This is a genomic window from Streptomyces wuyuanensis (genome assembly GCF_900103455.1).
Taxonomy (GTDB): Bacteria; Actinomycetota; Actinomycetes; order Streptomycetales; family Streptomycetaceae; genus Streptomyces; species Streptomyces wuyuanensis.
Window position 1 is genome coordinate 590,658 of sequence record NZ_FNHI01000001.1, and the last position, 25,150, is coordinate 615,807.

A 25,150-nucleotide genomic window follows, 5' to 3' on the forward strand; every position below is an offset into this window, starting at 1 on the left:
CGTGTTACGGCAATCTTGACGACGTCTTGATGCCAACGTCTTCCGCTGCCCGGACCGGGGAGGCCCGGACCGGGGGGCCCGGAGCGACAGGCCCCGCACCGTGGACGGGGCGGGGCCGGGACGCCTGCGTCGTACCGTCGTCTAGAGGTCGAACTCGTGCGGCGGGAGGTCGAGGGCGTAGCAGGCCTCGCGTACGACGGCCTGCTCGGTCTTGTCGAAGTCGCCGTCCGCTCCGCCGATGACGATGCCGATCTGGATGACGGCACGGGCCTCCGCCGGCTTCTTCTTCGCCTTGGCGATCTCCTGCAGCACGCTGACCCTGCCGAAGTCGAAGTCGGTCGTGAGCCTGTCCAGGTTGTCCTCGAACCGGCGCCTGAGGTCGTCGGCGGGGAAGTTCTGCAGGACCTCGTTGGTGGCGATGAGCTGCGCGACGCGCTGCCGTTCGGACGGCTCGACGGTGCCGTCCGCGGCCGCGACCAGGGCGCACATGGCCATGGAGGCATCGCGGAACGCGCCGCTGCGCAGGTCGTTCTTCTTCGCCGTCAGCTGGGTCTGCATCGTCGACGCGGATTCCCTTATGCGGTCCCACAGTGCCATGGGGATTGCCTCCTCGGATGGTGACGGTTCTTCGGTTCCGGTTCGTGCGCCCGCAGGCCGAATCGGTGCCGTGAAGGCGCCGGTGCCCGGCGCCCACGCGGTCGGCTTAAATCTACATCACTGTAGAAGTTTGGTGAGGTGTCCTCCGCGTCTGCGTGCCTCCGCCTCTCGGTGCCTCCGCCTCTCCTGACTGCGTGCCTCCGCCCCCGCCTGCCTCCGCGGTCCCGGTTCGGGGCCCGGCGGGGCCGGCGCGTGCACCGCCTCGTACCGCATGGCCGTGCGAGGCGCCGTACGGCCGTGCGACCTGCGGCGGGGCCGAGAGGGAGGACAGGGGCGGAGAGGGGGCAGTTGACGGAAGGGGAGCACCACGCGCCTTCCGGGGCCCGGGTGTCGTCGCCGCCCGAGCCCTTCTACGCGGAAGTAGAGTGCTTGGACCTTGCCGTGGCGCCGAGCGCGCGTGCCGACGACGGGCGGGCGCCGCCCCCCCGGGCAGTGGAGGAACCTCGACGTGAGCGATGCCCCCGGACAGCCCCCGGCGAAGCCCCGGCAGCCCCCGGCGAAGACGGGACGGAGCCCGGTGGCGGACCGGCGGACTCCCTCGCCGGGCCCGGCCCGCGGTCCTGCCCGGCGCGGGCGGCGAGCGTTCAGGGCCGTTGCGGCACTCGCCACGCTGCTCGTCGTGACCGCGGCCGCCGGCGTCTGGGTCTACCGGGACCTGCAGGGCAACATCCGCTCCGCTGACGTGGACAACAAGATCGGTGACGACCGGCCGCCCAACATGAGTCCCGGCTCGAAGAACATCCTCGTGGTCGGCTCCGACTCCCGGGCCGGGGCCAACGCCGAGTACGGCAGGGGCCTCACCACCATGCAGTCCGACACGCTGATGGTCCTTCACCTCGCCGCGAACCGGGAGTGGGCGACCGTGGTCTCCTTCCCCCGGGACTCGTGGGTGAAGGTACCGGCGTGCGACCGCGGCGACGGCAGCACCTCCGACCCTCACCACGCCAAGATCAACGAGGCGTTCGCGATCGGGGGCACCACCGGTGAGGTCGCGGGCGCCGCCGCCTGCGCCATCAAGACGGTGGAGCAGAACACGGGTCTGCGCATCGACCACTTCATGTCGGTCGACTTCCAGGGGTTCAAGGGCATGGTCAACGCCCTCGGCGGCATGGAGGTCTGCCCCGAGGCCGCGATCCGCGACGAGAAGGCGCGACTCGACATCCCCGCGGGGTGCCAGACCGTCAGGGACGAGGACGCCCTGGGCTACGTCCGCGCCCGCTACGGCGTCGGCGACGGCTCCGACCTCGGCCGCATCGGCCGGCAGCAGGAGTTCATGCGCGCCCTCGCCGACCGGGCCCAGGAGAAGCTGACCAGCCCCGGCGCGCTGTACGGACTGCTGGAGTCCGCCACCGAGTCCCTCACCACGGACAAGGCACTCGCCGGGATCCAGCCCCTGTACGGTCTCGCCTCCCGGCTCAAGGCTATCGAGCCCGGCCGGCTGACGTTCGTGACGGTTCCCAACTACCCCCGCAGCATGGACGTCCCGTCCGACACGGCCAATGTCGTCTGGCGGTACCCGGAGACCGCCGATCTGTTCACGGCCCTCGCCCGGGACAGGGAGGTCCGCGAGGAGAGTGTCGCGGCCGCCGGAGAGAACCCCCTGTACGCGAGCGCCATCCGCGTGAGGGTGCTCAACGGCACCGGCACACCCGGCCTCGCCGGCGAGGTCGCCCGGTCGCTGCGGCTGGCCGGTTTCACCGTCACCGGAACCGGCAACGCCCCCGCGGCGGCGGCGCGGACGTCGGTCACCCACCCGGCGGGGCTCGCCCGGCAGGCCCGCGCCCTGGCCTCGCGGCTGCCCGGCACCGCCGTCTCGGAGCGCGCGGACGCCCCCGGGGGACTGATCACCCTGACGGTGGGAAACGACTTCGACGGCCTGCCGTAATCCGCGGGTCGTGCCCTTGCGGCCGGCGGCGCCGCACCGCACGGCGGTCCGTGAAGGGGGCAGGGCGCGGCCGTACGCTCCCCGCCCTGCCGCTCATGCCGTGCGGAGGCTCACGCCGTACGGTGGCTCATGCCGTGCGGAGGCTCACCCGCCATGGCGCTCACGCCGTACGGAGGCTCACCCGCCCGGGCGCTCATGCCGTACGGAAGCGGAACGCGCCCGTTGCGCCGCCCATGGTCAGCCAGACGTGATCGGCCTCCTTCACGAGTCTGAGCGCGACCCGGGTGCAGCCGGGGCAGCGGGCGGTGAGGCCGGGTTCGGGCCCGTAGACGTGGAGTTGGGCGAGGGGGCCGGCCATGCCGCACGTAGGGCAGCGCCACCAGGCCCGGGTCGGTTCGACGGCGAGGATCTCCGAGAGCGGGCCGGCCAGCCAGTTGCCGTCGCGGTGGAGGGGCGTGTCTCCCATGGGGGCCTCCGGGGTTGAGGTGGGTGGGTTCGGCGCCGGTGCGGCGCGGGGCGCTGTCAGCCGAAGCGTTCGGTGCGGATCGATCCGGAGTCCCGGCCCAGGTCCACGAGGTGGTCGCTGACGGCTTCGACGAATGCGGTGGGACCGCAGACGAAGACCGTCCCGGCTCCCGCGAGCCGCGAGACGTGTCCGCGCAGGTCGTCGGCGGAGATCCGGCCCGGCGCACGGCTGCTGCCGGGCGCGGCCCGGCGCGTGTAGAGGACGTCGACGTCCAGATGGTCCGCCCCCTCGGAGAGCAGATCGCCGTACCAGAAGTCCTCGGGGGTGCGCACCGAGTACACCAGTTGGAAGTCGCTGGGGGACTTCGCCTCACGGTGGGCGCGGATCATGGCCGTCAGCGGGACGACCCCCGAGCCTCCGCCCACCAGAAGCACCGGACCGGTCTGTTCGGGCCGCCAGACGAACCAGAAGCCGAGGGGCCCCCGCACCTCCACGTCGGCGCCCACGGGGAGGCCGTCGGCCAGATAGGGCGAGACCTCCCCGTCGGCCACGGCCTGCACGCCCAGTTCGATGCGTTCGCCTTCGGCCGGCGCGGCGAGGGAGTAGCTGCGCGCGGCCTGGTAGCCGTCGTCGCCGGTGAGCCGCACGTCCACGTGCTGGCCGGCGAGGTGGCCGGGCCAGCCCGGCACGGTGAAGGCCAGGGAACGGGCGGTGGCGGTCTGCGGCAGGCGCTCCACGAGGTGGGCGCGGCGCCAGTCGGCGGCCATCGTCAGTCGTCCCAGGTGCGCTGCTCGCGCCAGGGGTCGCCGTAGTTGTGGTAGCCGACGCTCTCCCAGAAGCCCGGCTCGTCCTCGAGTGTGAGCCTCAGTTCCCGCACCCACTTCGCCGACTTCCAGAAGTACAGGTGCGGCACCAGCAGCCGCGCTGGTCCGCCGTGCTCGGGGGACAGCGGGAAGCCGTCGTAGGTGTGGACGACCCACGCCTTGCCGTCGAGGAGGTCCTCCAGCGGCAGGTTGGTCGTGTAGCCGCCGTGGCTGACGGCCACGGCGTAGTCGGCGGCCGTCTCGACGTCCTCCAGGAACGCGTCGACCGGGACGCCCCGCCACGGCGTGTCGAACTTCGACCACCGGGTCACGCAGTGGATGTCGTGGACCGTGTCCTCCTGGGGCAGCGCCATCATCTCGTCCCAGGTCCAGCCGCGGGAGTCGCCGTTCTCCGTGGTCACGGTGAAGGTCCAGGTCTCGGTCGGCACACGGGGCGTGGGGCCGGCCGACAGGACGGGGAACGACTCCGTCGGGTACTGCCCGGGAGGCAGCTTGTCCGCAAGGCCGCGGGCGCGGCCGTGAAAACCGGGTGAGAACGTACCCATACCGTCGCCTCCTGAGCACCGTTTCCTGACCGGTCGGGCACGGAAGGGCGCCGCCCTTGCGGCGGGGGTGTGCCCCGGCCGTCGTGTGTCGTCTCACCATCCAGTGTCCGAGGGCGGGGACGGTCCGACCACTCAGGCGGCCGCCGTGGCGCCCGAGGCAGCCGGCGCCGCCGGCGTGTTCCGCTCCACGGTCTTGGCCAGACGGGCCAGCAGATTGCGGTGCCGCAGCTGGATGAACACCTCCAGGGGCGCCGCGTGCACGGTGCCGCCGAAGCCCCGCAGCGGGTGCTCGTCCACGATGACCAGGGTGTGCTCGCCCCAGGGCCGCAGCTCGATGCCGATACGGGCCGTGCCGAGCCGGCCGCTGTGCGCTTCCAGCTCCAGCCGGCCCGGAGGTTCGTAGCACCGGACGACGGTGTGGCCCTCGTAGGACCAGCGGCCGACGGAGATCGTGTAGGCGAGTGCGGTTCCGACCGCGGGCCAGTGCTCGTCGATCGGCCGGGTCGACGCCACCCCGGTGACCCAGTCGCCGTAGAGCCGGGGGTTCGCCAGCACGGTCCAGACCGCCGCCCGGGACCGTCCGATGACGCGGTGCCGTACGGCCATGGCAGCGCCTTTCGCTCGTGGCCGCACCCGGGTCGCGGGCGCGGACCTGGTGGGGCCGCCCGCCCGGCGAGGCCGTCGCGCGCATCCGTGCGACCGCTCGTCGCCGGTGCTCGTCGTCCGTGCTCGCCGTACGCGGCAGGCTGCGCGAGTTCGCGCGGTACCGGCCCGTCGCTCGCGCCGTACCAGCTTGCTGAAGGGGCACGGGGTCGGCAACAGGAGGCACGACGGCCCGCGCCGGAGCCCGTCGCCTCAGTGCGCGTGGGCGGCGCCGTCGTGCGCCGGGGCCGACGGGGGCCGGGGCGTGTCCGTACCGGGCACGGCGGCGACGCCGGCACGCACGGTGAACGCGGCCGTGCGGACCGTGCCCTTGTGCTTGAAGTCGAGGAACAGGCGGTACGTGCCCGGGCTCGGCGCCGTGGCCGTGAAGGAGACACCGGGACCCGGCCGGGTCCTGCCGTCGTCCGGTTCGCCGTCGGGGTGGACGTGGAGGTACGCGAGGTCGCCCGATCGCAGGGCCACGAGGTGGCCGTAGGCGCCGAGGTACGGCTCCAGGTCGGTGACCGGCCGGCCGTCGCGGGCGACGTTCAGCCGGAGCCCCCCGGGTGCGCCCGGACGCAGACCTCCGGTCAGGGTGACCGTGTAGCCGTCGACCGTGGCCGTGGAGTTCGGCCCGGGCGCCGGAGGTGGCGCGTAGGGGCCGGCGGCGGCGAGTTCCGCGCCGAGGGTGAGGTTCCCGGCGCCCTCGGCGGCGGGGGTGAAGTCGGCGAAGACCCGGTAGCCGCCCGCGGCGGGCAGGGTGACCGGGACGCCCCACGTGCCGTCGGCGGCCCGGACGGGATGCAGGTGCCGGTAGGTGAGCAGATCGCGGGAGACGACGATCAGGTGGAGCTCCTTGCCGTGGTCGCGCTCGAAGGCGGTGACCTGCCGCCCGGACGCGTCGCGGACGGCGAATCGCAGATCGGCGGTCCGCCCGGCCGTGACGCGCGGTGTCTTCAGGTCGAGCGTGTAGCCGCCCTCGGAGACCTGCAGCCCCGCGGGCGCGGCGCCGGGCCGCGCGGCGCGTGCCTCGCCCCCGCCCGGTCCGGCGGCGTCGTGCGGGGCGTGGGCGCCGGGCGCGGGCCCGGACGGCGCCGGGCCGACGGCGGCGCCGAGGCCGTAGGCGGCGCCGAAGGACGCTGCCAGGGCGGCGCCGAACGCGCCGATCTTCCGGATCGTGTGCATGGCCTTCTCCTCGGCGAGTCGGGGACCGTCCCCGACGTTTTTGGTAGCGTATACCCCTTGGGGGTATGTGCAAGAGGTCGGACGGCTTGCGGACGGATACGGGTAGGGGGTATGCATGGCGATCGACGTCGGAGCGTACCCCCAGGGGGTATATAGTCGACAGAGGTGGGATCGGGCGCCGTCCGGCGGCCGGCCCCGCCCCCATCCACGAGTCCAGGAGCAGGGATGACTGCCACGGTCCACGGCACCGCCGAGGTCGAACTCGCGATCGGCGGGATGACCTGCGCCTCGTGCGCCGCCCGTGTCGAGAAGAAGCTCAACCGCATGGACGGTGTTGAGGCCACGGTCAACTACGCCACCGAGAAGGCGAAGATCTCCTACCGAGACGACGAGGTCTCCGTCCGGGACCTCATCGCCACCGTGGAGGCGACCGGCTACACCGCGGCCGAGCCCCCGCCGCCCCGTACCCGGGCCGAACCCGGCGACGGCGGGGCCGGGTCGCAGGACGAGCTGCGGCCGCTCCGGCAGCGGCTGATCACCGCCGTGGCGCTGTCGGTGCCGGTGGTCGCCATGGCGATGGTCCCGGCCCTGCAGATCGAGTACTGGCAGTGGCTCTCGCTCACCCTGGCCGCACCCGTCGTGACCTACGCGGCCTGGCCGTTCCACCGCGCCGCCCTCACCAACGCCCGGCACGGTGCGGCGACCATGGACACGCTCGTCTCGGTCGGCACCTCGGCGGCGTTCCTGTGGTCGGTGTGGGCCCTGTTCTTCGGCACCGCGGGCGAGCCCGGCATGACGCACGGCTTCGAGCCGACCATCGCCCGCACCGACGGCGCGGGGAACATCTACCTCGAGGCCGCCGCCGGTGTGACCGCGTTCATCCTGGCCGGCCGCTACTTCGAGGCCCGCTCCAAGCGCAGGGCCGGCGCCGCGCTGAAGGCCCTCATGGAACTCGGCGCGAAGGACGTGACCGTGCTGCGCGCCGGCGGGGAGCAGCAGGTCCCCGTCGCGGAACTGGCCGTGGGCGACCGCTTCCTGGTGCGCCCCGGCGAGAAGATCGCCACCGACGGCACCGTCGTCGAGGGCTCCTCCGCCGTGGACGCGTCCATGCTGACCGGGGAATCCGTACCCGTGGAGGTGTCCATCGGCGACACCGTCACCGGAGCCACCCTCAACGCCGGCGGCCGGCTCGTCGTCGAGGCCCGCCGGGTCGGCGGCGACACCCAGCTGGCGCGCATGGCGAAGCTGGTCGAGGACGCGCAGAACGGCAAGGCCGCGGCGCAGCGGCTGGCCGACCGGATCTCCGCCGTGTTCGTACCCGTTGTCATCGTCCTGGCCATGGGCACGCTCGGCTTCTGGCTCGGCAGCGGGGCGGGGTGGACGGCGGCGTTCACCGCCGCGGTCGCGGTACTGATCATCGCCTGCCCCTGCGCGCTGGGGCTGGCCACACCCACCGCGCTCATGGTGGGTACGGGGCGCGGCGCCCAGCTCGGCATCCTGATCAAGGGGCCCGAGGTGCTGGAGAACACACGCAGGGCCGACACGATCGTCCTCGACAAGACCGGCACGGTGACCACGGGGAGGATGGCCCTGCTCGGGATCCGCACCGCGGCGGGGACCGACGAGACCGAGGCGCTGCGGCTGGCGGGAGCCCTGGAGCACGCCTCCGAGCACCCCATCGCCCAAGCCGTGGCGACCGGGGCCGCCGAGCGGGTGGGGGCGCTCCCGGCGCCCGAGGACTTCGCCAACGTCCCGGGCCTCGGCGTGCAGGGAGTCGTCGCGGGCCATGCCGTCCTCGTCGGCCGCGAGCGACTGCTCGCCGAGTGGGCCATCGCGCTCCCGGCCGAGCTGGAGGAGGCCAAGGAGCAGGCGGAGGCCGAGGGCAGGACGGCGATCGTCGTGGCCTGGGACGGCGAGGCACGGGCGGTCCTGGCGGTCGCCGATGCGGTCAAGCCGACGAGCGCCGAGGCGGTGCGGCGACTGCAGGGCCTCGGGCTGACGCCGATCCTGCTGACCGGCGACAACAGGGCCGTCGCCGAGGCGGTCGCCTCGGAAGTCGGCATCGAGCGGGTGATCGCCGAGGTCATGCCCGAGGACAAGGTCGACGTGGTGCGGCGCCTTCAGGAGGAGGGCCGCACGGTGGCGATGGTCGGCGACGGCGTCAACGACGCGGCCGCGCTCGCCCAGGCGGACCTGGGCCTGGCGATGGGCACCGGGACCGACGCCGCGATCGAGGCCGGGGACCTGACACTCGTGCGCGGCGACCTGAGGGCCGCGGCGGACGCGATCCGGCTGTCGCGCAGGACGCTCGGCACGATCAAGGGCAACCTCTTCTGGGCCTTCGCCTACAACGTCGCCGCACTCCCGCTCGCCGCGGCGGGACTGCTGAACCCGATGATCGCGGGCGCGGCGATGGCCTTCTCCTCGGTCTTCGTCGTCGGCAACAGCCTGCGCCTGAGGCGCTTCCGCCCGGCGGACTGAGGACAGCGGGGACACGCGGCCGTGGCGGGCGGCGAGGGCGCCACCCTCGCCGCCCGCCACGGCCGTGTTCGCAAGGTTCCGCCGTCCCGGCTGCGTGCCGGAGCGATGGTGCGCCGGGAAGAAGCGGGCACCCCGGCCCGGGCGACCTCGTGGCGGGGCCGAGCGCGGGGAGGACGAGTCCGGGAACGTGTCGTGGGCGAGCCCGGCACGGTTCGGTGTGCGGCGAGCCGAAGGGTGCCGCCCCGCCGTCCGGAGAGCCGGCGCCCGCCCGCCGGGCAGCTTCGGCCGCGTACCGGCCCGGGGCGCGGTGAGGCCCACCCCGCACCGGCGGCGGGCGGCAGGGCGGTCACGGGCACTCGGGGCGGTCGTCCGGGCGACGGCACGGACAAGGGCCAGGCGCACGGCAACGGGCCGCCGGAGGATCCGGCGGCCCGTTGCGTCGCCCCCTCGGAAGTCGCCCCTTGGGAAGGGGAGGCGCGGCCCGAAGGAGCGGGCGGCGTGAGGCGCCTCAGTGGTAGGCGTGGACGACGGCGTGGCCCTTGCCGCGGGCGATCAGCCACTTGTTGACGGGCGTGGTGACGACGAATGCGACGACGAAACCGCCCAGCAGAGACGACCAGAACAGCGCGTCCGTCAGGTGCGCGTCCATCGCTCCCGGGACCAGCGCGATGATGCCGTTGTCGACGAACTCCATCACGGCGATGGAGAGGGTGTCGGCGGCCAGCGCGACCTTGACGGCACCCCTGAAGTCCACGCCCGCGCGCAGCACCGCGAACATCGTGAACGAGTAGCCGAAGAGGAACGCGAGCGTGATCGCGAGAATCATCGTCGGCAGGTTGCCCCACATCAGAGCGGTGCCGATGACCATTCCGAGGATCTCGCCGATGGCGCAGCCGATCAGGCAGTGCAGGGTCGCCTTCGCCGCGGTGCTCCAGGTGACACCGCCGTGCCGGTGGCCCGCGTGATCACTGTGACCGTTGTGACTGCTCCGGCCGGTGTGACCGCCGGATGAGCCGGGAGCCAGCGCGGCCCGGTCGCCGGTGGCGCCGGCGTCGTGCGAGGTGTGGTCCATGACGTGTCATCCCCATTCCCGTCATTCCCGTCGAGTGCGCCCCGCGGTCCCGGGGCGCACGAGTAAACAATATACCCCCCTGGGGTATTCCGGAGGGGTGGCCGGAAGGACGGGGAGGGGCCTGGCCGGCGCCCTCCCCGCCGCGCGGGTCAGCCCCGGCCGAGCAGCTTCTTCATCAGTGAGATCTCGCCGGTCTGCGCGGTGATGATGTCGCCCGCCAGCTGCTTCGCGGCCGCGTCGGCGCCGCCGGCGCGCTCGGCCTCGGCCATGGCCACCGCGCCTTCGTGGTGCTCGATCATCAGCTCCATGAAGGCGGTGTCGAACGCCTTGCCCGAGGACTTCTCCAGCCGGGCCATATCCCGGGCGCTCATCATCCCTTCCGCGCCGTGTGCGGCGTGATCCGAGCCGCCCTCCGCGGGAATGTCCTCGCCCCACGAGGACAGCCAGCCGGACAGCGTCCTGATCTCCGGGCCCTGGGCCTTCCTGATGTCCTCGGCGAGCTTCCTCACCTCGGGCGATTCCGCTCGGGTCGCGGCGAGTTCCGCCATCTCCACCGCCTGCCGGTGGTGGGGGATCATGCCTTTGGCGAAGGTGACGTCGGCCGCGTTGTGCCGCCCTTGCGCCGCGGAGGCCGCGGTGGACGGGGTCGCCGCGGCGTGCCCGCCGTGGCCGCTCGACGTGTCGCTGCCGCCGCCGCAAGCGGCCAGGACGAGGGCGGCCGCGCCGGCGGCGGCCACGGCGAGGGTGCGGCGGGCAGGGGAATGCTTGCTGGTCATGCTGGTGCAACTCCTTGACGCGCGACCTGAACCGGGCGCGCGGGATCGCGGAAACGTGGGCGCGGGGAGGCGCGGCGCCGCTCACCGTCCGTGCCGGGGCGCGAACGGGAGGCGCCGTGCGGGGTGCCCTATATGCGCAGGAGTTGCAGTTCGGCCAGATCGGGCGGCGCCCGCCCGCTCGGGGGTGTGCGACCGGCCCCGCTCGGCGTCGCGACCGAGGGCGGGGCACCGAGCGCGGGGGCGGGCTCCGGGGGTGCGTACGGGGAGCCGACCCCGGCTGCGGCGCACGTCCCGTCCGCGTGGCCGAGGTGGTCCGCCCCGCCGTCCGTGTGCGAACAGCCCGGACCGGCCTGGGCCACGGACGGCTCGGGCACGGTCTGCCCGTGGACGGGTGAGGCGTGGACGGGCGCTGCCTGGACGGGCGCCGTGTGGAGGGGGGCTGCCTGGACGGGCGCCGTGTGGACGGTGGCCACCGCGCCGTGCGCCTGTGCCCGGGACCCGGGAACCCCGGCGGGCGCCAGGGCGTGCATGCCCAGTACGCCTGCCAGCACCGCCAGCACCAGCAGCGCGAGCCCACGCCCTGCGGGGCGCGCGTGGCTCGTCGTGCGGCGGGTCATGGGCTCATCGTAAGGGGGCCCGGCCGGCGGGCGGTTCGCCGGGCCGCATCCAGGGCGGGGTGGGGCCCGGCCGGCGGGGGGGTTCGCCGGGCCGCATCCGGGGCGGGGTGGGGCCAGGCGCTCCGGGGTGGGACCCGGACCTTCTGCGGGCACTCGCCCGACACGGGGACACGACCGGCCGGTGACCCCTGTGCGAAGGTCACCGGCCGGTCGCTCGGGCACGCAGTGCGGGACCGTAAACCGCACTGTGCGCCTGGTCCGGGGAGGTGGTTGCCGCCCGACGGCGCGAGGCTGGCGCGACAGGACGTTCGCGCCGCCGGGCGGGGTTCGTGGGTGCAGCGGAGCCGGATCGAGCATCGATCGCCGGAGCCCGGAGCCCGGAGCCCGGAGCCCGGAGCCCGGAGCCCGGAACGGGGTCGGGGAGGGCCTTCCCGGACCGGGCCGCCGGGGGATTCCGCCGGGACCGCGGCGGGGCGATGGGCCTTCCGGCCGTCCCCTCCCTCAGGTCTGGAAGGGGGCCGGGTCGGCCCGTACCACCGCACTGGCTCGCACGCCGCCGCGGTCCTCCGGCGGGCGCCGGCCGTGGAGGCCGGCGCCGTGTCCTCGCCGTCGGCCACCCCTCATCCGGGCCGGCGGTTCGGACGGCGTACGCACGCGGGACCTCCCAGTCTGCGTGCGTACGCGGTCTCGGTGTCGGCGCCCCGCCCCGGCAGCACCGGTCGCGGCGCTGTCCGGGGGCGGGGCGGCGGGTCCTCGGTCCTCGGGCGGTCCTCGGTCCTCGGGCGGTCCTCGGGCGGTCCTCGGTCCTCGGGCGGTCCTCGGTCCTCGCGCGGACCTCAGTCCTCGCGCAGGGCGCGGACCGCCTCCTCCACGCGCTTGCCGTAGTCCGGGTCTGCGGCGTGGAAGTGGGCGAGGTTCTTCTCGATGACGTCGTCGCGGGAGACCTGTGACAGGCCGCCGGCGATGTTCGCCACCAGACGCGACTTCTCCTCCTCCGACATCAGCCGGTAGAGCTCACCGGCCTGGTGGAAGTCGTCGTCCTTGGCGTGCTGCGGCGCCGCGTGCGTGCCGGTGTGCCCGTACAGGGCCAGCGGGGCCGACAGGGCGGCGTCCGTCTGCACCGGGCCCGCGTACGAGTTGGGCTCGTAGTTCTTGTCGTGGCGGGAGCCGTTGCGGGTGGCCATCAAGCCGTCGCGGCCGTAGTTGTCGGCGCCGCCGGGAACGGCCTTCGGCGCGTTCACCGGGAGCTGGGTGTGGTTGACGCCGAGGCGGTAGCGGTGGGCGTCCGCGTAGGCGAAGAGGCGCCCCTGGAGCATCTTGTCCGGCGAGGGGCCGATGCCCGGCACGAAGTTGTTCGGCGAGAACGCCGCCTGCTCGACCTCGGCGAAGACGTTGTCCGGGTTGCGGTCGAGGACCAGCCGGCCGACGCGCTGCAGCGGGTGGTCGGAGTGCGGCCAGACCTTGGTGAGGTCGAACGGGTTGAAGCGGTAGTCCGCCGCGTCGGCCGCGGGCATGATCTGCACGTACAGCGTCCAGGACGGGTTCACCCCGCGCTCGATCGCCTGGAGCAGATCGGACTGGTGCGAGTTGGGGTCCGTGCCCGCGACCTCGGCCGCCTGCTCTCCGCTCAGGCAGCGGATGCCCTGGTTGGTCTTGAAGTGGTACTTGACGAAGAAGGCCTCGCCCTCGGCGTTCGTCCACTGGTAGGTGTGCGACCCGTAGCCGTTCATGTGGCGGTACGAGGCGGGGATGCCGCGGTCGCCCATCAGCCAGGTGATCTGGTGCGTGGCCTCCGGCGCGTGCGCCCAGAAGTCCCACACGTTGTCCGGCTCCTGCTTGCCGGTGAACGGATCGCGCTTCTGGGAGTGGATGAAGTCCGGGAACTTCACCGGGTCCTTGATGAAGAACACCGGGGTGTTGTTGCCGACGAGGTCGTAATTGCCTTCCTCCGTGTAGAACTTCACCGCGAAGCCCCGCGGGTCACGGACGGCGTCCGCGCCGCCGAGCGAGTCGGCGACGGTGGAGAAGCGCAGGAAGAGCTCCGTGCGCTTGCCGATCGTGTCCAGGAACGCGGCCCGGGTGAAGCCGGTGACGTCGTCCGTCACCTCGAAGTAGCCGTACGCGCCGGAGCCGCGCGCGTGGACGACCCGCTCCGGGATGCGCTCGCGGTTGAAGCGGGCGAGCTTCTCCAGCAGATGCTGGTCCTGGAGGAGGAGCGGGCCACCGACGCCGGCGGTGGCGGAGTTCTGGTTGTCGGCGACCGGAGCGCCGGACTCGGTCGTAAGCACGCGCTGCGTCATGGGTGGGAGGGCGGCCTTCCGTGCGGGAGCTGCTGAGGTGTCAGGAGCGTAAGTACGCGTACGAGAAAACGTCAACAGTTTGTTGAAGCGAAGGGTGGATCCGGGCCGTGGCTGCGCCTGGGCGCGACAGGACAGGTGTCGGCGCGGCCACGGCCCGGACGTGTGAGGGGGTCGAGGACGACCCCGTGCCGGGGAACTGCGGATCGGTACGGGTGGGACGGTCACTCCGGCGCGGATCCCGCCGCGGGCGCGGCCGGATCGGTCGGCGCGGACCGCCCGGGTGGCTCCGCGGGCGCGTATCGCCGGGCCGGGTGGCGGGCGGCGGTCGGCCGGGCACGTCTCACCGGGCCGGGCGGACGGGCGGCGGTCGGCCGGGTCAGGCGACCGGCGAGCCCGACAGGCGCTCGACCGCGCGGAGCAGCGCCGAGTGGTCCAGTCCCCCGTCGCCCTGCGCGCGCAGGGAGGCGACCAGCTGGGCGACGACGGCCCCGACCGGCAGCGCGGCACCGACGTTGCGGGCGGCGTCGGTGACGATGCCCATGTCCTTGTGGTGGAGGTCGATCCGGAAGCCCGGCTTGAACTCGCGGTCGAGGAAGTTGTCCTTCTTGCGGGTGAGGACGGTGGAGCCGGCCAGCCCGCCGTTGAGCACGTCCAGTGCCGCCCGCAGGTCGACGCCGGACTTCTCGAGGAAGACGACGGCCTCGGCGCAGGCCTGGATGTTGACGGCCACGATCAGCTGGTTGGCGGCCTTCACCGTCTGGCCGGAGCCGTGCGGGCCGCACAGGACGATCGTCTTGCCCAGGGCTTCCAGGATCGGGCGCGCCTCGTCGAAGGCGTCCTGCTCTCCGCCGACCATGATCGACAGCACCGCCTCGACCGCACCGGCCTCACCGCCGGAGACGGGGGCGTCCAGTACGCGGATTCCCTTGCCGGCGGCGTTCTTCGCCAGGTCGACGGAGGTCTGCGGGGTGATCGAGGACATGTCGATCAGCAGGGCGCCCCGCCTGGCGTTCTCCAGGATCCCGTCCGGACCGTAGGCGATGGCCTCCACCTGCGGCGAGGCGGGGACCATGGTGATCACCACATCGGCGTCCCGGACGGCCTCGGCGAGCGATGCGGCGGCGGTGCCGCCGGCGGCCGCGAGGCGGTCCAGCTTCTCCTGCTCCAGGGTGTAGCCGGTCACCTGGTAGCCCGCCTTGATCAGGTTCTCGGACATGGGCGAGCCCATGATGCCGAGGCCGATCCACGCGATCGTGGGCAGGCCGGGCCGGGAGGAGTCTGCGAGGGTGCTCATCGGGGTGCCTCTCTTGAAGCGGTGGTACGAAGGGGAGTCGGCGGACGGCGGGCCGGGCGTCAGCGCGCGGACCGGGCGCTCTCGGGGAGCCAGTCGAAGGACCGGGCGCTCGGACGGTCGCCGGCCTTGTACTCCAGGCCGATCCAGCCGTCGTAGCCGGCCTTGTTCAGCCGGTCGAGCAGTTCCTCGAGCGGCAGGGAGCCGGTGCCCGGCGCGCCGCGGCCGGGGTTGTCCGCGATCTGCACGTGGCCGGTCTTCGCCGCGTACGCGTCGATGACGGCGGCGACGTCCTCGCCGTTCATCGACAGGTGGTAGACGTCGAGCAGGAACTTGGCGTTGCCGAGGCCGGTGGCGGCGTTGACCTTGTCCACGACCTCGATCGCGGCGGGCGCGCTCACCAGCGGGTAGAGCGGCGACTCCGGCTCGTTCAGGGTCTCGATCAGCAGGATCGCGCCCACCCGGTCGGCCGCGCGGGCCGCCGTCACCAGGTTCTCCAGGGCGAGTTCGTCCTGCACCGCAGGGTCCACGCCCTCGACGCGGTTGCCGTAAAGGGCGTTGAGCGCCTTGCAGCCGACCGAGGCGGCGAACTCCGCGGCCACGTCGATGTTGGCGCGGAAGCGGTCCGACTCCTCGCCGGGCACCGACAGGGCGCCGCGGTCCGGGCCCGGCAGCCGCCCGGCGTAGAAGTTCAGTCCGACGAGCCGGGTGCCGGAGTTCCTGAGCGCCTTCCTCAGGTCGTCCAGTTCGCTCGGGCCGGGCGTGGGGGTGTCGATCCAGGGCCACCACAGCTCGACCGCCGTGAAGCCCGCCGCGGCGGCGGCCGCGGGGCGCTCCAGCAGCGGGAGTTCCGTGAAGAGGATCGAGAGGTTCACATCGAAGCGCTGGTCCGTGTATCCCATGAGGGGGTTGCGCTCCTTCCGTATTGCGGAAACTCATTTCTGCTTAATGGAAGATTGCCTGGCGTGGGGGAGAGCTGTCAAGACCGGTCCGTGATCCGGCCGCCATGCGGACCCGCCCGTCGGCCCAGGCGGACGGGCGCGAAAAGGCGCCCCCAGGCGGACGGGACGGCCGCACACGACCGTCCCGTCCGCCTGGGGGCGCAGCGGCTCCCGCTCGGCGGCTACAGCGCGTCGACCGCGCTGACCTTCCACCCGCCGGAGGTCCGGGTCAGCTCCATCCGGACCCGGTTCAGATCGACCCGGGGCCCGTCGACACGGGTACTCCTCGTCACCTGGTTGACGAAGAGCAGGACGACGGCACGGTCGGGCGAGGCCGACACCACCGAGGCCGCGGGGCTGCCGCCACCGGGCGGCGTCACCACCGAGGCCGTGACCACCCCCTGGTACTTCTTCGCCGTGGGTGCCACCACCTTCGTGGTCGTCCTGCGGTACTCCTCGAGGAACGGCCCGGTGAGATGGCCGCGGGCCACGGCGAAGTCCCGGTCCAGATGCCGGTGGTCGTACGAGAGCACGGCCGGTGCCGCCTTCCGCGCGGCCGCCAGGGCCCCGGCCCGCCCCTCGCCGGCACGCCGGCCGTCCGCGTACGCCGTGCCGAGTACGGCCGCCACGACCAGCCCGGCAAGGGTCAGCACGGCCAGTACCGCGCAGACCGCCATCCGGCGCCGCGGGGACCGCCGGCCTTCCGGGCGGTCGCCGCGCTCGGCCGGGACACCGGCCCGCAACTCCGCGTCCGGCTCCGGCTCCTCGGGGCCGGGCTCCTTCTGGTCCGGTGCCTCCCAGTCGGGTGCCTCCCAGTCGGGTTCGGTGCCCTCGGGCGGCGGGTCCTCGGCGCGCAGGGTCCGCCCGGACACCACACCGCCGGGACCGGCGGCGGGCTGTACGGATCCGTCGGCGCCGGGCGCTGCCCGCCCTCCGTCACCGGTCTGCCGGGCCTGCTCGGCACGCTTGCCCGCCGCCCGCGCTGCGGCGGTCAGGTAACGCCGGGCGGGGGAGCCGGCGCCGCGGCCGCGGGTCGTCGTGTTCGCCACGGGGATTCTCCTCACTGGTGGTCGTACTGGCGCGACGGCGGGCGCGGGTCAGCCGACGAACTCGACGTTCGACGTCAGCCAGCGGCCGCCCTCGAGCACGAGGTCGAGCTGGAGCCGGTAGGTACGGGACTGGCCCTCCGGGGCCGCCGAGTTGGTCACCTTGCTGTCGGCGACGACCAGCACCCGGGCGGTGCTCTCGTCGGAACGGGCGATGCCGGCCTCCAGCACCTGCCCCTGCGACACGGACTTGTTCGCCGCCACCAGCTTGGTCAACTGGGCCGTCTGCGCGGCGAACTGAGCCTTGAAGCCGCCGGTGGCGCCCTTCAGCACATTCGCGCTGTCCTTCGCGTAGCGCCGGTAGTCGAGCGAGGTGAAGTTCAGCGCGGACTGCCGGGCCGCCGCCAGGATGTCCTGGCGGCGCTGCTCGTCGGCCCGCTGCTCGTGCACCCGGAAGCCGAGCCACAGGGACAGCGCCGTCGTCACGACCGTCGCCGCCACCAGCGTCGCCGGCAGTGCCCTGCCGTGCCGCGCCGCGGCCGCGAGCCTCGTGCCGAGCAGTCGCAGCGAGCGGGGCAGGCGCGCGAGGATGCTCCCGTTCATGCCATGGGTCCGACGAGCAGCCATTGCCACGATTCCTTTCCGAGCACGCTCTGTTCGCCGCCCGTCGAGCCGATCTCGACGAACGTTCCGTCCGGGCCGGTCGTGATGCCGGTCTCCGGGTCGTAGGGGGTGACGTACGAGGCACGGGCCGCACCCGTGCCCGTGGCGGCGCCGGGCGCGTTCTGCGCACCGCGCACCGAGGTGGCACTGCCGCGTGGTTCCGTGCAGCGCGCGTTCGTGTTCGCGGGGCGCTCGGAGGTGTCCGCGGGATCGCGCCGCTGGGTTCCGTAACCCTGGCGGCACGGCGGCGGATCGTCGGCGCCGGTGACCATGCCGAAGTGGGTCGTGCCGTCGCCCGGGATGACGGTGGAGCTGCCCGCGACGACCACCGGGAAGGTGACCAGGGCCTGCTCCACACCGGGCAGCCGAGCCACCGTGACCTGTCCGCCGCTGATCAGATTGCCGAGCAGTACGGGCAGATGGGTCTCGTTCGCCTTCAGCAGCGAGTTGACCTCCTGCGCGGCCGGCGCCGCCGAGCCGATCAGCCTGCGCAGATCGCCGTCGCTCGACTTCAACTCGGCCGTCAGGGCCGCCAGGTCGCGGGAGAAGGACTCGATGGCCGAACCCTTGTCGGCCTGTGTCGCGAGCACCGTGCGCGAGTCCTCGATCAGCGACGTGGTCTCGGGCAGCGAGGCGTAGGCCGACTCCACGAGGTTGTTGCCCGAGTCCACCAGCCGGCTCAGATGCGGGCCGGTACCGGCGAAGGCCTTCCCGAGCTCGTCGACGGTGATCCGAAGATCGTCCTTGCCCACGGAGTCGACCAGCCGGTCCAGGCTGAGGACCAGATCCGTGGTGGGCAGCGGCACCCTCGTGTCACCACGGCCGATCACACTGCCGTCGTGCAGGAACGGCCCGGCGCTGCCTCGAGGCTGGAGATCGACGTACTGCTCGCCGACCGCGGAGCGGTTCGCCACCACCGCCAGCGTGTCGGCCGGGATCCGGGCCTCGTCCTCGATCTCCAGCGCCACCGACACCCCCGCCGCGTCGGCCAGGCGCAAGGAACCGACCCGGCCCACCGGCACCCCGCGATAGGTGACCTCGGCACCCGAGAAGATGCCTCCGGACTCCGCGAACTCGGCACGCACGGTGTAGCCGCGGTCGAAGAGCAGGTCCGCCAGGCCCGCGTAGCGGGCGCCGACGTACGACACACCGACCGCGGTGACCGCGGCGAAGGCAAGCAACTGGGCCTTGACCGTACGAGTGATCACAGTTGCATCCCCTTCAGCATCAGCTCGGCGAGAGCGGGATCGACTCCCCGCGGCAGGCCGCCGAGGTCCGGGCGGCCGTAGGCGGCGTGACTGCCGGTGCAGACCGGCGGGCAGAGCGGACCCGTACCGCCCGGCGGGGCGGAGGGAGTGCCCGGGGCCTGCGGCGGCGCGGTGGGCACCGGGACGCCGGGCGGCTCCGGCAGTTCCGGCGGTTCCGGTGCCTTCGGTACGTCCGGTGGGCCGGGCTTCTTCGGCGCGCCCGGCTCCTCGGGCTCGTCGGCGAGATTGCCGTAGACGCTCGCCAGGTCGAGATCGGCGGTGATCGACAGGTTCACGTAGTCGCCCTTGACGGCGTCCGTCGCATTGCGCGGGAACGGGTACGTCGTCATGAGCTCCAGAGCGTTGGGCAGATCGCTGCCCGCCTTGTTCAACTGCTCCAGGATCGGCCGCAGACTGCGCAGATTGGCCACCACATCGGCCCGCGAGGCGTTGACCACCTTGGTGCCCGCCGTGCCGAGCCTCGACAGCGAGGTGAGCATCGCGGTCAGGTCCCGGCGCTGGTCGGCCAGCACCTTCAGGGCGCCAGGCAGGGTGTCGACCGCCGTGGCGACGGTCTTCTTCTCCTTGGCGAGCCGTTTCGCCAGCCGGTCGATTCCCTCCAGTGCCCGGACGATCTCCCCTCGCTGCCCGTCGAGTCCGGCGAGGAACGTGTCCAACTCGGTGAGCAGCGACTTCACCCGGTTCTCACGGCCCTCGAGGGCCTTGTTCAGCTCCACGGTGATCGTCTTGAGCTGGGCGACACCGCCGCCGTTGAGCAGCGCCGACAGCGCGGAGAGCACCTCCTCGATCTCCGGGTTGCGGCCGCTGCGGGACAGCGGGATCCGGTCGCCGTCGCCGAGCCGGCCCGTCGGGACGGCTTCCACCGGGGCGGACAGCGCCACGTACTTCTCACCGAGCATGCTGGTCTGGTGCAGCTCGGCGATCGCGTTGCCCGGCAGCTTCACCGAGCCGTCGACCCGCAACCGCACCCGGGCGTGCCAGCCGGCCAGCTCGACCTTCTCGACCGAGCCCACCGTGACGTTGTTGACCTTCACGGCCGACTGCGGAACCAGATCCAGCACGTCCGCGAACTCGACCGTGACCCGGTACGCGTCGCCGCCGGCTGCAGCGCCGCCCGGCAGCCCCACGTCGTACAGGCCGTTGAACTCGCACCCGGTGAGCGCGACCGAGCCCACGGCGGTCCACACGGCGGCCGCCCTGCCCCCGCGCAGCGCACTCCTGACGCCCCTCATGCGCCGGCCTCCAGGATCCCGCCGAGCGTCCGGTCGACCGGGCCCGTGCCCGGCACGGCTGTGGCGTGGGGGAGTCGGGGCAGGGTCTCGAAGAGCTCCTCGAGCTCCTTGCAGTCGGGGTTCTTGCCCCCCGCGTCCCCGGTGGTGCGCAGCAGCGAGCACAGCAGCGCCGCCGGATCCTGCGCCTGTTCGAGGTTGTTGCGGGTGTCGAGGGTGCCGGACGAGGGATTGTAGGCGTTCTGCAGATTGGACAGTCCTGCCGGTGCCACCTCCAGCAGCTCCTCCAGCGCCGCGCGCTGGGTGACCAGTACCTTGGTGACCTTGCTCAGCCCCTTCACATCGGACGTCAGCGCCTTCTTGTTGTTCCGCACGAAGGCGGACACGTCGCCGAGCGCCTTGCCCAGATGCCGCAGCGCGGCCGCCAGGTCCTTGCGTTCCCCGGCGAGCTGGTCGGCCACCGCGGCGAGACTGTCGTTGAACGACCGGACGTTCTTGTCGTCCGCGGCCAGCGCCGCGGTGAACACCTGCAGATTCCGGACGGTGCCGAACAGGTCCTTGCGGCCGTCCGACAGCGTGGTCACCGCGAGCGACAGGTCCTCGACCGTCCGGTGGAGCTGCTCGCCCTGACCTTCGAGGTTGTCCGCGCTCACCCCCAGCAGCCGGGACAGCGAACCGTCCGCATTGGCTCCGCGCGGACCGAACGCCTCGGCCGTCGTGTGCAGACTGTCGAAGACCCGGTCGAGTTCGACCGGGACCGCCGTGCGGCTCTCGGGGATGACCGCCCCGTTCTCCATCGCGGGCCCGCCGCGGTAGACGGGCAGCAGCTGCACGTAACGGTCGCTGACGACCGAGGAGTTGATGATCGCGGCCTGCGCGTCCGCGGGGATCCTGCGGCCCGCGTCGTACTCCAGCTCCACCCGCACGCGGTGGCCCTGTGCGGTGATCGCCTTGACCTCACCGACGCGTACGCCGAGGACGCGTACGTCCGAGCCCGGGTGGATGCCCACCGTACGAGGGAAGTACGCGGTGACCCGGACCGGGCTCGACCGCGGCCACAGGACGACCGCCGTCGTGCCCGCGACCAGCGTGAGCGCGACGAACAGCGCCAGACGCGCGTGCCCCTTCGGGATGCTGAACCTCCTCGACCCCATGCGGCTCATTGAGATTCTCCTGTCCTCGGTACCACCGGGGCGGCGACCATGTTCTGGATGTAGCTGTCGAACCAACGGCCGTTGCCAAGGGTGTTGGTGAAGACCCGCACGTAGGGCGCGAGCAGCTTGACGCTGCGGTCGAGGCTCGCCTGGTTGCGTTCGAGCATGGTGACCACCTGGTTGAGGCCCTTGAGAGCCGGGCCGATCTCCTTCGCGTTGTCCTCGACCAGACCGGACAGCTGGACGCCGAGCGCGGCCGAGCTCTTGAGCAGCGAGTGGATGGCCGCCCGGCGCCTGGTGATCTCCTTGAACAACTTGTCGCCGTCCCTGACGAGCGTGGCGAACTCGCCCGAGCGCTCGGAGAGCACTCCGGTCACTCCGTTGGCGTGGTCGAGGAGCTCCCGCAGCGCCTGGTCGCGGGAGGCCACCGTCCGCGAGATCCTCGACAGTCCCTTGATGGACGCCTTCACCTCCTGCGGCGAGTCCTCGAACGTGGTGGAGACGGTCTCCAGCGCCTTCGCCAGCCGTGCGGTGTCGACCTTCTCGGTGGTGGTCGTCAGATCGCTGAAGGCCGCCACGACGTCGTACGCGGGGGTCGTGCGGTCCAGCGGGATCTCGCTGCCGGGTGCCAGCTGCCCCGGCCCCTTCGGCTGCAGGGCCAGGTACTTCGCGCCCAGGATCGTCTTGACCCTGATGGCGGCCCCGGTCCGGGTGCCGAACCCCGGCTCGCCCTTGATCCGGAAGGTCACCTTCACGTGGTCGCCGTCCAGGTCGACCTCGTCGACCTTGCCGACCTTGACACCGGCGATCCGCACCTCGTCGCCCGGCTTGAGCCCGCCCGCCTCGGAGAACGCTGCGCTGTAGGTCTCGCCGTCGCCGATCACGGGCAGGCTGTCGGCGTTGAACGCGGCCACGGCGAGCAGCGCGAGCGTGGTGACGCCCACGGCTCCGACCGCCACGGGACTGCGGTCGCGGAAGGGAATCATGAGCACCTCGCCCGGGCGACACGGAGTTCGGGGGTGAGGACCTCCCCGGTCCTCGGCAGCACGATCCGGCCGTCGAAGTCGCAGAGATAGAAGTTGAACCAGGAGCCGTACGAGGCGGTCCCCGTCAGCTTGTCGAGCTTGTCCGGCAGCCGTTGCAGAACGCCCTCCACGGTCTTCTCGTTCCTGTTGAGCGTGCCGGTGAGCTCGGTCAGTTCGGCGATGTCGTCGCGGAGCGCCGGCCGGGCGTCCTCGAGCAGACCGGAGGTGGCCGCGGCCAGTCCGTCGATGCCCGCCAGCGAGGCGCCGATGGGCTTGCGGTCGGCGGACAGGCCGGAGATCAACCGCTGGAGCTGCTTGAGAAGCCCGGAGAACCGGGCGTCCCGCTTGTCCAGGGTCGCCAGCACGGTGTTGAGGTTGTCGATCACGGAACCGATCAGCTCGTCACGGTCCGCGAGGGTGGTGGTCAGCGAAGCGGTGTGCGCGAGCAGGCTGTCGACCGTGCCCCCCTCGCCCTGCAGGGTCTTGATGATCTCGGTGGCGAGCCGGTTGACGTCCTCCGGGCTCAGCGCGGCGAACAGCGGCTTGAAGCCGCCGAGGAGAGCGTCGAGGTCCAGCGCCGGCTTCGTACGGGACAGCGGGATCACCCCGCCCGGCTTCAGCCGCGTACCGTCGCCCGCGCCCTCGGTCAGCGCGACATAGCGCGAACCCACCAGGCTGCGGTAGCGGATGACCGCGCCGGTGCTGGTCAGCAGCGGCCGGTCACGGCGGACGGTGAAGGTCACCTCGGCCCGCGTGCGCTCCCTGATCGCGATGTCCCTGACCTCGCCGACCCGGACGCCGGCCACCCGGATGTCGTCGCCCTCCTCCAGGCTGGTGACATCGGTGAACACCGCCCGGTACGAGTCCTCGGGGGCGAACGAGACGTTCACGATCGTCGCCGCGAGCAGAGCGGTGGCCAGCACGGTCACCAATCCGAAGAGGCTGAACTTGATCAGTGGAGCGGCCGTGGCATCGGCGCGTGTCGTCCTCATGCGACGCTCACCGCCGTTCCGCGGGCCATCGGACCGAACAGCAGCGTCGCCACGGGCGGCACCCGGTCGGCCGGCATCCCGAGGACCGGGGCGACCAGCGAGCCGACGGCCCGTTGCTCGGCCGCGGTGGCCGACACCCCCGCCCCGCCGGGCGGACCGTCCGCCGCCGTCCTCGACGTGCCGTCGTCGAGACGGACGTCCGGGGCCGGCACCCGGGGGTTGGGCATGCCCCTGCAATCGGGTCCTGAGCGCTCTGCATAGCGCGGTTCCTCACCGGGTCGGTACGCGGGCCTGGGACGGACGAATTCGAGCGTGATGCGCATCCGACCGCCCCTGAAGGCCTCCTCGGACGCGGCCTCCTGCTTCACCAGGCCGTCGAGCAGGCAGGGGTACTCGGGTGCGTAGCGGGCGAACAGCGCCAGCGTGGGCCGGGAGACCCGGCCGAGTGTGATGAGCCGGTCGCCGTTCTCGTCGAAGAACTCCTTCGCCGTGCCTGCCACGGTCGTGGTCGACCCGAGGGCCTCGGCGAGCCGGTCCTGCTGCTCGACGACCGTGCGGCTGGTGGTGACCGAGTTGCGCAGGATCCGCAGCAGATCCGGCGCGGCGTCCCCGTACACCTCCGCCACGTCAGCGAAGCGCGCGATGTCCTCCTTCAGCGACGGCATATGGGGGTTGAACGCGCGCAGGTAGGTCTCGACGCGGGTCAGGTTGGCGCCGATGCGGTCGCCACGCCCCTCCAGCGCGGTGGCGAAGGCGGTCAGGGTGGCGTTGAGCTCGGCGGGCCGTACGGTGCGCAGGAGCGGCAGCAGGTCGTTCAGCAGCTGCTGCAGCTCGATGCCCACCTCGGTGCGGTCCTGGGTGATCACATCACCGGCCCGGATGGGCCGGCCGGTGGGCCCGGGAGGCGGCACCAGGTCGACGAACTTCTCGCCGAAAAGCGTCTTGGGCAGCAGCCGGGCGTGCACGTCGGCCGGGATGCGGGAGACGTGTCCCGGCTTGAGCGCGATGTCCACCGTCGCCTTCTCGCCGTCGGCCCGCACCCCCCGCACCTCGCCGACCAGCAGGCCGCGCAGTTTGACGTCGGCCCGCGGATCGAGCTGGTTGCCGAGCGTGTCGGCCTCGAGCGTGATCCGTACGACCGAGGTGAACACCTGCTGGTACACGGCCACGGACAGGGACAGCAGCAGCGCCATGACCACGAGGAAGGCGATGCCGTAGAGCCGCAGCCGGGTGGCGCGTGCGAAGGACGGTCCTGGAATGCGCATCGGCGCTACCCCGCAATCCGTACGGTCGTGTTGGCGCCCCAGATCGCCAGACTGAGGAAGAAGTCGAGGATGTTGACGGCGACGATGGAGGTGCGCACCGCGCGGCCCACCGCGACACCGACACCGGCCGGGCCACCGCTCGCGTGGTAGCCGTAGTAGCAGTGCACCAGGATGATCACGACGGCGAAGACGATCACCTTGCCGAACGACCACAGCACGTCGACCGGTGGCAGGTACTGCTGGAAGTAGTGGTCGTAGGTGCCGGTGGACTGGCCGTAGTAGCCGGTGGTGATGGTGCGCGCCGCGAAGTACGAGGACAGCAGCCCGACCACGTACAGCGGGATCACGGCGACGAAACCGGCGATCATCCGCGTGGTCACCAGGAACGGCAGCGAGGGAACGCCCATCACCTCGAGGGCGTCGGTCTCCTCGCTGATCCGCATCGCACCCAGCTGGGCGGTGAATCCGGCGCCGACCGTCGCCGACAGCGCGAGGCCCGCCACCAGTGGCGCGATCTCACGGGTGTTGAAGTACGCGGAGAGGAAGGCCACGAAGTTCGAGGTGCCCAGCTGGTTCAGCGCCGCGTATCCCTGAAGGCCGACCTCGGTGCCGGTGAAGAAGGACAGGAAGGCGATGACGCCGACCGTGCCGCCCACGACGGCCAGCGCGCCGCGGCCGAAGCTCACTTCGGCCAGCAGCCGCAGGACCTCCTTCTTGTAGCGGCGCAGCGTCCGCCCGGTCCACGCCAGCGAACGCCCGTAGAAGGACAGCTGGGTGCCGAGCTCCTCGAGCCGGTCCAGCACCAGACGATTCATCAGTGCCATCG

23 protein-coding genes are annotated in these 25,150 nt (G+C 72.5%); 2 read left to right on the forward strand and 21 right to left on the reverse strand.

Going from position 1 to position 25,150, the window contains the following annotated elements; translation table 11 throughout:
• Nucleotides 1-141: 141 nt before the first annotated feature.
• A complete protein-coding gene (locus BLT82_RS02465; protein ID WP_093652085.1) occupies nucleotides 142-597 on the reverse strand; it encodes a tellurite resistance TerB family protein in 456 nt (151 codons plus the stop codon).
• A 577-nt stretch (nucleotides 598-1,174) separates the two neighbouring features.
• On the opposite strand from BLT82_RS02465, the gene BLT82_RS02470 reads away from it, so the two are divergent.
• The gene (locus tag BLT82_RS02470) at nucleotides 1,175-2,542 is read left to right on the forward strand and encodes an LCP family protein (RefSeq protein ID WP_093652086.1); all 1,368 of its coding nucleotides are present in this window, start codon (nucleotides 1,175-1,177) and stop codon (nucleotides 2,540-2,542) included.
• 193 nt (nucleotides 2,543-2,735) lie between these two features.
• Here the strand turns inward: BLT82_RS02470 and BLT82_RS02475 are convergent, their stop codons facing one another.
• From BLT82_RS02475 to BLT82_RS02495, 5 genes are all read right to left on the reverse strand, one after another.
• Nucleotides 2,736-3,008 carry a DUF6510 family protein gene (locus tag BLT82_RS02475; RefSeq protein ID WP_093652087.1) on the reverse strand — a complete coding sequence of 91 codons (273 nt, stop codon included), beginning with the start codon at nucleotides 3,006-3,008 and terminating at the stop codon, nucleotides 2,736-2,738.
• Between the two features lie 56 nt (nucleotides 3,009-3,064).
• Nucleotides 3,065-3,775, reverse strand: a complete 711-nt coding sequence (locus tag BLT82_RS02480) for an FAD-binding oxidoreductase (RefSeq protein WP_093652088.1) — start codon at nucleotides 3,773-3,775, stop codon at nucleotides 3,065-3,067.
• Between the two features lie 2 nt (nucleotides 3,776-3,777).
• Nucleotides 3,778-4,377 carry a molybdopterin-dependent oxidoreductase gene (locus BLT82_RS02485; RefSeq protein ID WP_093652089.1) on the reverse strand — a complete coding sequence of 200 codons (600 nt, stop codon included), beginning with the start codon at nucleotides 4,375-4,377 and terminating at the stop codon, nucleotides 3,778-3,780.
• A 132-nt stretch (nucleotides 4,378-4,509) separates the two neighbouring features.
• Nucleotides 4,510-4,983, reverse strand: coding sequence for an SRPBCC family protein (locus tag BLT82_RS02490; protein ID WP_093652090.1), 474 nt, complete (start codon nucleotides 4,981-4,983; stop codon nucleotides 4,510-4,512).
• Between the two features lie 249 nt (nucleotides 4,984-5,232).
• Nucleotides 5,233-6,204 carry a hypothetical protein gene (locus BLT82_RS02495; protein ID WP_093652091.1) on the reverse strand — a complete coding sequence of 324 codons (972 nt, stop codon included), beginning with the start codon at nucleotides 6,202-6,204 and terminating at the stop codon, nucleotides 5,233-5,235.
• A gap of 225 nt (nucleotides 6,205-6,429) precedes the next feature.
• On the opposite strand from BLT82_RS02495, the gene BLT82_RS02500 reads away from it, so the two are divergent.
• Nucleotides 6,430-8,685 (forward strand): heavy metal translocating P-type ATPase, encoded by a 2,256-nt coding sequence (locus BLT82_RS02500; protein ID WP_093652092.1) that lies wholly within the window; start codon nucleotides 6,430-6,432, stop codon nucleotides 8,683-8,685.
• Between the two features lie 508 nt (nucleotides 8,686-9,193).
• Here the strand turns inward: BLT82_RS02500 and BLT82_RS02505 are convergent.
• The 15 genes from BLT82_RS02505 to BLT82_RS02575 form a co-directional block, all read right to left on the reverse strand.
• Nucleotides 9,194-9,757, reverse strand: coding sequence for a DUF4396 domain-containing protein (locus BLT82_RS02505; RefSeq protein WP_093652093.1), 564 nt, complete (start codon nucleotides 9,755-9,757; stop codon nucleotides 9,194-9,196).
• Between the two features lie 149 nt (nucleotides 9,758-9,906).
• Nucleotides 9,907-10,533: a DUF305 domain-containing protein gene (locus BLT82_RS02510; RefSeq protein ID WP_093652094.1), complete on the reverse strand. Its 627-nt coding sequence runs from the start codon at nucleotides 10,531-10,533 to the stop codon at nucleotides 9,907-9,909.
• Nucleotides 10,534-10,661: 128 nt separating this feature from the next.
• A complete protein-coding gene (locus BLT82_RS02515) occupies nucleotides 10,662-11,150 on the reverse strand; it encodes a DUF6153 family protein (protein WP_093652095.1) in 489 nt (162 codons plus the stop codon).
• Between the two features lie 836 nt (nucleotides 11,151-11,986).
• A complete protein-coding gene (locus tag BLT82_RS02520; protein WP_093652096.1) occupies nucleotides 11,987-13,450 on the reverse strand; it encodes a catalase in 1,464 nt (487 codons plus the stop codon).
• A gap of 376 nt (nucleotides 13,451-13,826) precedes the next feature.
• Nucleotides 13,827-14,744, reverse strand: a complete 918-nt coding sequence (locus BLT82_RS02525) for a 2-hydroxy-3-oxopropionate reductase (protein WP_093652097.1) — start codon at nucleotides 14,742-14,744, stop codon at nucleotides 13,827-13,829.
• A gap of 59 nt (nucleotides 14,745-14,803) precedes the next feature.
• Nucleotides 14,804-15,643, reverse strand: coding sequence for a TIM barrel protein (locus BLT82_RS02530; protein ID WP_093652098.1), 840 nt, complete (start codon nucleotides 15,641-15,643; stop codon nucleotides 14,804-14,806).
• A 221-nt stretch (nucleotides 15,644-15,864) separates the two neighbouring features.
• A complete protein-coding gene (locus tag BLT82_RS02535; protein ID WP_093652099.1) occupies nucleotides 15,865-16,731 on the reverse strand; it encodes a hypothetical protein in 867 nt (288 codons plus the stop codon).
• Between the two features lie 48 nt (nucleotides 16,732-16,779).
• A complete protein-coding gene (locus tag BLT82_RS02540; RefSeq protein WP_244291794.1) occupies nucleotides 16,780-17,331 on the reverse strand; it encodes a hypothetical protein in 552 nt (183 codons plus the stop codon).
• Nucleotides 17,328-18,599 carry an MCE family protein gene (locus BLT82_RS02545; RefSeq protein WP_093652100.1) on the reverse strand — a complete coding sequence of 424 codons (1,272 nt, stop codon included), beginning with the start codon at nucleotides 18,597-18,599 and terminating at the stop codon, nucleotides 17,328-17,330. Before BLT82_RS02545 ends, BLT82_RS02540 begins: the two co-directional genes overlap by 4 nt.
• Nucleotides 18,596-19,891, reverse strand: coding sequence for an MCE family protein (locus tag BLT82_RS02550; RefSeq protein ID WP_093652101.1), 1,296 nt, complete (start codon nucleotides 19,889-19,891; stop codon nucleotides 18,596-18,598). Before BLT82_RS02550 ends, BLT82_RS02545 begins: the two co-directional genes overlap by 4 nt.
• A complete protein-coding gene (locus BLT82_RS02555; RefSeq protein ID WP_404202664.1) occupies nucleotides 19,888-21,051 on the reverse strand; it encodes an MCE family protein in 1,164 nt (387 codons plus the stop codon). The genes BLT82_RS02550 and BLT82_RS02555 overlap by 4 nt, the downstream gene beginning before the upstream one ends.
• A complete protein-coding gene (locus BLT82_RS02560; RefSeq protein ID WP_093652102.1) occupies nucleotides 21,048-22,028 on the reverse strand; it encodes an MCE family protein in 981 nt (326 codons plus the stop codon). The genes BLT82_RS02555 and BLT82_RS02560 overlap by 4 nt, the downstream gene beginning before the upstream one ends.
• Nucleotides 22,025-23,059: an MCE family protein gene (locus BLT82_RS02565; protein WP_093652103.1), complete on the reverse strand. Its 1,035-nt coding sequence runs from the start codon at nucleotides 23,057-23,059 to the stop codon at nucleotides 22,025-22,027. The genes BLT82_RS02560 and BLT82_RS02565 overlap by 4 nt, the downstream gene beginning before the upstream one ends.
• Nucleotides 23,056-24,324 carry an MCE family protein gene (locus BLT82_RS02570; RefSeq protein WP_093652104.1) on the reverse strand — a complete coding sequence of 423 codons (1,269 nt, stop codon included), beginning with the start codon at nucleotides 24,322-24,324 and terminating at the stop codon, nucleotides 23,056-23,058. The genes BLT82_RS02565 and BLT82_RS02570 overlap by 4 nt, the downstream gene beginning before the upstream one ends.
• A 5-nt stretch (nucleotides 24,325-24,329) precedes the next feature.
• A complete protein-coding gene (locus tag BLT82_RS02575; protein ID WP_093652105.1) occupies nucleotides 24,330-25,148 on the reverse strand; it encodes an MlaE family ABC transporter permease in 819 nt (272 codons plus the stop codon).
• Nucleotides 25,149-25,150: the final 2 nt, after the last annotated feature.

Excerpts from the sequence above, each read along its gene's own strand:
- BLT82_RS02550 (WP_093652101.1), bottom strand. The coding sequence starts at position 19,891 with ATGAGGGGCGTCAGGAGTGCGCTGCGCGGGGGCAGGGCGGCCGCCGTG.
- BLT82_RS02540 (WP_244291794.1), bottom strand. The coding sequence starts at position 17,331 with ATGAACGGGAGCATCCTCGCGCGCCTGCCCCGCTCGCTGCGACTGCTC.
- BLT82_RS02575 (WP_093652105.1), bottom strand. The coding sequence starts at position 25,148 with ATGGCACTGATGAATCGTCTGGTGCTGGACCGGCTCGAGGAGCTCGGC.
- BLT82_RS02515 (WP_093652095.1), bottom strand. The coding sequence starts at position 11,150 with ATGACCCGCCGCACGACGAGCCACGCGCGCCCCGCAGGGCGTGGGCTC.
- BLT82_RS02510 (WP_093652094.1), bottom strand. The coding sequence starts at position 10,533 with ATGACCAGCAAGCATTCCCCTGCCCGCCGCACCCTCGCCGTGGCCGCC.
- BLT82_RS02555 (WP_404202664.1), bottom strand. The coding sequence starts at position 21,051 with ATGAGCCGCATGGGGTCGAGGAGGTTCAGCATCCCGAAGGGGCACGCG.
- BLT82_RS02495 (WP_093652091.1), bottom strand. The coding sequence starts at position 6,204 with ATGCACACGATCCGGAAGATCGGCGCGTTCGGCGCCGCCCTGGCAGCG.
- BLT82_RS02475 (WP_093652087.1), bottom strand. The coding sequence starts at position 3,008 with ATGGGAGACACGCCCCTCCACCGCGACGGCAACTGGCTGGCCGGCCCG.
- BLT82_RS02500 (WP_093652092.1), top strand. The coding sequence starts at position 6,430 with ATGACTGCCACGGTCCACGGCACCGCCGAGGTCGAACTCGCGATCGGC.
- BLT82_RS02480 (WP_093652088.1), bottom strand. The coding sequence starts at position 3,775 with ATGGCCGCCGACTGGCGCCGCGCCCACCTCGTGGAGCGCCTGCCGCAG.
- BLT82_RS02530 (WP_093652098.1), bottom strand. The coding sequence starts at position 15,643 with ATGGGATACACGGACCAGCGCTTCGATGTGAACCTCTCGATCCTCTTC.
- BLT82_RS02525 (WP_093652097.1), bottom strand. The coding sequence starts at position 14,744 with ATGAGCACCCTCGCAGACTCCTCCCGGCCCGGCCTGCCCACGATCGCG.
- BLT82_RS02465 (WP_093652085.1), bottom strand. The coding sequence starts at position 597 with ATGGCACTGTGGGACCGCATAAGGGAATCCGCGTCGACGATGCAGACC.
- BLT82_RS02520 (WP_093652096.1), bottom strand. The coding sequence starts at position 13,450 with ATGACGCAGCGCGTGCTTACGACCGAGTCCGGCGCTCCGGTCGCCGAC.
- BLT82_RS02570 (WP_093652104.1), bottom strand. The coding sequence starts at position 24,324 with ATGCGCATTCCAGGACCGTCCTTCGCACGCGCCACCCGGCTGCGGCTC.
- BLT82_RS02560 (WP_093652102.1), bottom strand. The coding sequence starts at position 22,028 with ATGATTCCCTTCCGCGACCGCAGTCCCGTGGCGGTCGGAGCCGTGGGC.
- BLT82_RS02565 (WP_093652103.1), bottom strand. The coding sequence starts at position 23,059 with ATGAGGACGACACGCGCCGATGCCACGGCCGCTCCACTGATCAAGTTC.
- BLT82_RS02490 (WP_093652090.1), bottom strand. The coding sequence starts at position 4,983 with ATGGCCGTACGGCACCGCGTCATCGGACGGTCCCGGGCGGCGGTCTGG.
- BLT82_RS02485 (WP_093652089.1), bottom strand. The coding sequence starts at position 4,377 with ATGGGTACGTTCTCACCCGGTTTTCACGGCCGCGCCCGCGGCCTTGCG.
- BLT82_RS02505 (WP_093652093.1), bottom strand. The coding sequence starts at position 9,757 with ATGGACCACACCTCGCACGACGCCGGCGCCACCGGCGACCGGGCCGCG.